Raw genomic sequence first — 6,589 nt, forward strand, 5'->3', positions numbered from 1 at the left:
GTCAAGGAACTTTCGCGGCATAAACGCCAGGACTCAGCGATTCCCCCATAAACGACGCCACCAGGAACTACTTTCAGTAGTTTCTATTTGTTCTTTTGTTTCTTGAATCTCTTTTATTACTTCAATTAGCTTTTCATCACTTAATTTTAGTTTACTTTCTATCTGTTTTTCCTGTTCTTTTTGCTTATCTTGAAGTTCTCCAACAGTTTTTCTTAATTCAGCAATTTCTTGTTTTTGATCCGCTATTACTTCCATAGCTAAAGTAAATTGGTTCATCATTTGTTGAAACTTTTCTCCAACTTCTACTTGTATAGGAATCCCTCTCTCTTCCCATTGTTGCTGCGCTGCTGCGATTGTAGTTGCGGTCTCTTCTTCAACCTCCACATTCCTTGCAACCATGCGGGATAAACCATCTTCAATCTCCATTGCGGTTAGATTGCGATTGAACCCTTCCGCAATGAATCGCAATATCTCCACAGTCTCTGGACGATACTTTTTTGCTCGGCCTTTCCCCACAAATGGAATGTAATTAATAAACCGATCTCTATAATAACGGGCTGTTGATTCTGGTATTTGTAACTCTTTTGCTATTTGAGAAATAGTTAATAATGTTTGTTCCATTATCTTGTTCCTTTCAATCAGTATTTGTAAAACCTTTTATAACTTTCTTTTCTTCTTGCTCTAATTCAAAAACAAAACGCTCTAAATGCAATTCTCTTAAAATGCTTAATAAATCTAACATTTCATATTTTCTTATTGGAATTACTAGTAAAAATAATGGTTTAATAATTAAACAATAACTTCTAAAAAATAGATAATAACATATCATATAAAGCATCAATGTTAAGGCTGCATATTTTACCATATCAAAATCTGTAATGCTTTCAGGTGAAAATTCCTTAGGATTAAATACTATCTGAATAAAAAATGTCCAAATTGGAACAAAAAGACCTATGATCACCGGAAAGATTGATGTTGTAGAAAATTGAGTTTGATATTCTTTGTCTAATACTTCTATATATTTACTTAAACATTTTTCATTATATAAACCTTTTTTCCTTAAAAAAACACGTAATGTATTTATCTTTTTTAACCTAACTAGCTCACTATTATTAATCGATAATAATAGTTTAGTCGTAACCATAATTTTAAAACATTTTTTCATCTTATTAGAAAATGTTAAAGTTTCATCAACCTCTAATTCATTTACAAATTTATAAGTTGAAACTATAAGAATAAACATTATAAAAAAAGTAAGTATAGATAATATTATTGTCCAGATATAACCTCTTGGATTAATTATTAATATTAGAAAAAAACTAGTTATAAAAATCATATAAAATATAATCCATGAAATTTGTTTTTGGAACCATTTATGGTTGCTCATCTCTTTATTATAAAAGCTTATTATTTTCTGCATTTTAATCCTCCAATCCTTATTTTCCATCGCACTAAATCTAATTATATACCTAATCAAAAATATTCCTCTCTGATCTAAATAAAGAGATTGCAACAAGAGCATAAGGGATTTTTGCTATCACCAAGGGTGACAGGTTAGGCAAAGCCTAACAAAAACGTGATATCACAAATACAAAAAATTCAATGGAGTTCCAACGTACTTTCAATGTATTTTCAATGTACATCCAATGGGTTTTCAATGAATATTTTGGAGGACTAAAAACTTGTTTTTTTACTCTTAAATTAACAATTCTTTCTCGTATATAAAACAAACAAAGCTTTTATAACTTCTCAAAATCGTTTCTATTAGATTCCAAACACAAACTAATAGATTTCCTAATAAAATCAAAATAACGCTCTTAGAACGAAAAATGAGCGTTATGATGGCGTGTTTAATTACAAGTACAACGGCGCGGCTATTGCCATTCCATTGTACTTCGCTTTTCCGTTGACTTTTGGAGTAGAGGCTGGTTCGTCGTGTGGGGGCGAAACCCCACGTATTACGTATCTATACATATGGTAAATGAAATTATAATTCGAAAGCATTAGCGGTTCGGCTCGTATAATAGCAAATTCAAGCCGGTAAACCTAAATAGTTGCTTTTGGATGTATCGGCTTGGTGCCGCCAAAACTCGAGCCGAAAAAAGTTTTGCAAGGATGTAGCAAAGCGAAAAGGGTGGAGATTTTCTGTAGCAAAGCGAAAGAAAATACGACCCGTTCCTTGCGGAACTTTTAGCTATTTCTATATAGAGTAAGAAGGGACAAGCATACCAAAGTATAAAATACCCAGTAATACCAAGGGTTTCAGGATTTTTCGTACTTACCGTTTTTGGTAAGTAAACTTACCGTTTTTGGTAAGTACGAAATTAACAAAAAAAAGTCTACTAATTAAAGTAGACTTAAAATAATTTAATAGGTAAATTTTTAAGTTGTTTAGGAACCTTTCTAAACATAGCTTTAAGTGTCGGATTAACTTCATCTCTATTCCCTGAAAACATAACATGAGGATTTATAAACAAAGCATATGCCCTAACATTATTATCATCAACACCACTCTCTGAACGAGCAATAATGCCTTTATCAATTAATTTTCTAACCAAAGGACTAACTTTCGTTTCATGTCTTCCTATTTTTTTTGCTAATTCTCGCTGAGTTAATGGAATTTGTTCTTTAGAGTTAATATCACTAACCAAACAATTACTTAAAAAACCTACACACATTGAAATATCTAATAAAAATACTTTCTCAGCATTTGTTAAATAATCAATTTCAAATAAATACTGGATGTTTTGTTGAATGATCTGAACAAATTTAGCTTTATTTTTTATCTTCCGTTCAGGTACTAACTTCATTCCATGCGAATTAGCTTTTGCTTGAAGTTCATTTGCTATGTACATCTCTTCTTCTGACAAGATCTTTGAATTCTCGATATCTCTCAATCTTGCATTTCTTTCAGCTTGTTCTAAATTGACGAGCTTTGACATAATCTTTCTCCTCTTTTCTAAGATTTTCAACTAGAGAAGAGAAATATTTTATGCTATGATTCTTATAGAATTTAAAAATAAATATATACAATAAAAACCCCTCTTTTCTAATTGTTTGTTTGGTCACTTTCAATTATAACATGAGGGGATTTTTTTTTATAAAACAAAAAACTTCAAATTACTTTATTAATTCTTGTACCGCAGGATCTTCATGCTCTTCTGATCTCTGAGAAGTCATTCCATCAAAATGTCTTGTATAATCCCTATCTAATATAGATAAAGAAGCTCTTATAATACCAACAGGTACAAACTTGTTAAGATCTCCTACTGGTGGATATTTCATTTCATATACTTTAAAAGCTTCAGAAGTTCGGTTAATTGCATTATCTAATTCTGAAAGTGTAGTATACCCATTTTGCAACAACTCATCTAATAATTCTGAAATTAACTTCGCAGAAGTATTATTATTATCATTAAATTTTTGATTTAAATATGATTTTAAGGTATCAAAATCTATTTTCTCATTATTTATTCGATTATTACCATCATTAGATAGCATATTTTTCACTTCTTTTTCTTTAACTAGTTGTGATTCATGACTAGCATTAACAAACATTTCAAAATGAGTATCCGCTACATAAAAAAGACCACTTAAAGCATGAAAATCTCGCTTTAATTCAGAAGGAACATCATTTTCACTCTTATAATCAAGATAATGAGAAATATTAGCCCACGCATCCATAGATATAGTTCTAACCTGAATTTCAAACTTTAAATGCTTAATATGATCATATCTAGGTCCACAATACTCATCCTTTAACATGGCAATAAAATGAACTGACATATAACCAAACGAACTAACATTATCACCATAAACTTTATTATCTTCAGAAATAATAGTAAAAGAATCTTGTATACAAGTTTTAATTTTATCTATATCAGATAAAAATAAACAAACAACTCTTGTTCCTATAATATCAGTAATTTCTTCAAATGGATTACTAGTTTGTTTTCTCTCTATTTTTTCAAAAAAAGAATCAAATTCCTTAATTCTAGAAAGAATACTATGAATTTTAATATCTTTTTCTTTTAAACTTTTATTTAGAATATATTTAACTTCTTCTTCTAATGTTTGATATAAAAATTTATTTCTTTCATATAAATTTAAAAAGTCTTTTCTATCTAATTCAATATTACCAATTACATCATTCATCAAATCACAATCCTTTTATTTTTTTATAGATATATTTTAATATTAAATAATTAATAATCATTAAATACACCATATATTATACAGATTTTCAAAAATTAAACTTTAATATTTTTTATAAACAACTCAATTCCCTTTAATTGTTGACCTAAACTCATCCCCTTCACCTCTTAAAAAATTATTACACATAAAACAATAAAAAATAAAAAAACTATCAGTTCTATACATGTAAACCAATAGTTCATAATATACTTTTCTTTAACTTAAAATTTAAAAAGACCACAAATATAAAAATTAAAATATCCAATGTAAATTTTTGAATAAATGTTTACTTTCATTTATCACTCAAAAATAAGCAAAAAGACAGCAATAGATCAGCTGTCTTTTCTTTTTTGATTTATAAACATTCTATTTTTTAGGCATCCATGTATGTCCGCAATTCATACAACCATTGACAATATTTTTTCTACCAATAAATCCACTGAATAAAGTTATTGGTGCCCCTAGGAGCATCATTAAAAAAACAACAAATAAAGCCATACCCTGAAGTGGAGAATCTCGAGGAACTATTTCAACAACTATTCTAATAGCTATAAGTGTAGCTAACATAAGAAACAGAATTAAAAACATCCTTTTAAAATTATACCCACGTTTGTTACCAACTATTTGATCAGATTTACATTTCCTACAAACAACCCGCCTAGTTACCTTTTCTTTTTGTACTGTCATATCCAATCATCCTTTTAACTATAAATTTTAATAACATAATTATAAAATATAAAAACTACAATAAGATACAAATATTATCAAAATAAGAAAAGGAACCCTAAAAACTAGGTTCTTTTTCTTATTCTTCAATGTAAACTTTTAAATATTAGTTTACATTCATTTCCCCTTAATCATTGACTTCTAACCGAATCCCTTGATATCCTCAATTTATACGATAAAAGTATACATTCAAAACACTATAAATAAAGAGGTCAAAATCCATGAACAAAAAACCACATTTCATTGATGTCCAACCTATCCGTAGCAAAGAACAGATTGAAGATATGAAATGGGCCTTAAAACGCCACTGTTCCGAAAGAGATTATATTTTATTTCTAATTGGAACCAATACAGGATTGCGTGTTAGCGATCTACTCCAAATCGAAACACAAACTATATTAAAGTTAAAACGAAAAAAGAGAAAAGAATTCAAAATCAAAGAGGGAAAAACGAAGAAAGAACGCATGATTAACCTTACTTCTATTTTTGATGAAGTATACTCTTATAGCCAAACACTAGAAAGTACCTGGTTATTCCCTTCCCGAAAAGGAGATCAACCCATTAGTAAGATCCAGGCATATCGACAATTGCAAAAAGCCGGAGATTTTGCCGGTGTAGAATCCATTGGTACTCATACCATGCGCAAAACCTTCGGTTATTGGTTCTATAAACAAACAAAAGATGTAGCCATGTTACAAGAAATACTCAATCATAGTACACCACAAATTACACTAAAATATATTGGGATCAATAAAGAAGAAAAAGACAACGTATTGGACACTTTCCAGCTATAATTACTCTACCAATCATAGAAAGACCTTTAATAAGGTCTTTCTATTCTTATTTCAAATTTTTCTCTTTTTCTTATGAATATTGTTAACTTCTTTAATTTCTAATACATATTCTAATAATTTCTTGAAATATATAATTTTAGACCTATTTTTACTATCAGAACCTAATTTTCTTAATATAAAAATACATAGATATGAAATCATTACAAACATAGCAAATTGTCCAATTCCAAATAAGATTGGATGTTCTTCATATCTAACAAAAATAGAAATATAATCTTTTAATACAAAAGTACAAAAAACACCAAGTAATGTAAATCCACCTGCTGCACCTTTAGAAGTATCATAAATTTCTTCTAAAGATTCAAGACGAATCAAACAATGCTTAATTACATCTACATCTAACACTAATAATTCTTTTTCTTTTTTTTTCATTTCATTAAAATTATTAAAACTCTCACATAAATAATTTTTCGTTATAAATTTAAGTAACTCCTTATCGGAAGAAAATAATATTTTTTTTGTTAATTCATTAACATTCATAATACACCTCTAAATAAAATGATTTACCTGAACCATAAAATTATATCAAAGTTATTTCATAATAATAGCAAGGGAATGCTTGTAGACTGATCTATACTGCATTCCCTTATTGTATGTATGCTATATTCTTATTCGCCTTTTTCTAACAGTAGAACTACGAATCTTGGCGAAGACATTGGTTTTTGCCCTGTCCTGGGTTCCGTCCTCGCTTTTTATTCCACGGTTCCCTTGACCACGAGCCTCCGAACCCTCAAACTCCCAAAGATAACCCCAGCGGGCAAAAACCGCCCTTCTGGGGCCACCCCTGGCGAGTTTGCATGAGGGTTCCCCTCATC

General features: G+C 29.4%; 7 protein-coding genes. 1 reads left to right on the plus strand and 6 read right to left on the minus strand.

Features of this window, described 5'->3' with window-relative positions; all coding sequences use genetic code 11:
* Window positions 1-33 precede the first annotated feature (33 nt).
* The 5 genes from AC0ONG_RS30210 to AC0ONG_RS30230 form a co-directional block, all read right to left on the minus strand.
* Complete coding sequence (locus AC0ONG_RS30210) at window positions 34-621, minus strand: MerR family transcriptional regulator (protein WP_474205391.1); 588 nt, start codon at window positions 619-621, stop codon at window positions 34-36.
* A 13-nt stretch (window positions 622-634) separates the two neighbouring features.
* Entirely contained in the window at window positions 635-1,420 is a 786-nt protein-coding gene (locus AC0ONG_RS30215) for a hypothetical protein (RefSeq protein WP_153218727.1), read from the minus strand.
* Between the two features lie 937 nt (window positions 1,421-2,357).
* Complete coding sequence (locus AC0ONG_RS30220; RefSeq protein ID WP_098601570.1) at window positions 2,358-2,942, minus strand: MarR family transcriptional regulator; 585 nt, start codon at window positions 2,940-2,942, stop codon at window positions 2,358-2,360.
* 178 nt (window positions 2,943-3,120) lie between these two features.
* On the minus strand, window positions 3,121-4,155 hold the full coding sequence (locus tag AC0ONG_RS30225; RefSeq protein ID WP_474205394.1) for a GTP pyrophosphokinase: 1,035 nt from the start codon (window positions 4,153-4,155) through the stop codon (window positions 3,121-3,123).
* Between the two features lie 405 nt (window positions 4,156-4,560).
* On the minus strand, window positions 4,561-4,881 hold the full coding sequence (locus AC0ONG_RS30230; protein WP_061665820.1) for a hypothetical protein: 321 nt from the start codon (window positions 4,879-4,881) through the stop codon (window positions 4,561-4,563).
* Between the two features lie 260 nt (window positions 4,882-5,141).
* On the opposite strand from AC0ONG_RS30230, the gene AC0ONG_RS30235 reads away from it, so the two are divergent.
* Entirely contained in the window at window positions 5,142-5,714 is a 573-nt protein-coding gene (locus AC0ONG_RS30235) for a tyrosine-type recombinase/integrase (RefSeq protein ID WP_474205396.1), read from the plus strand.
* A 51-nt stretch (window positions 5,715-5,765) separates the two neighbouring features.
* Here AC0ONG_RS30235 and AC0ONG_RS30240 read toward each other — a convergent pair whose 3' ends face one another.
* Complete coding sequence (locus AC0ONG_RS30240) at window positions 5,766-6,254, minus strand: hypothetical protein (RefSeq protein ID WP_474205398.1); 489 nt, start codon at window positions 6,252-6,254, stop codon at window positions 5,766-5,768.
* Between the last annotated feature and the right edge of the window lie 335 nt (window positions 6,255-6,589).

The organism is Bacillus sp. TCT6 (assembly GCF_056033845.1).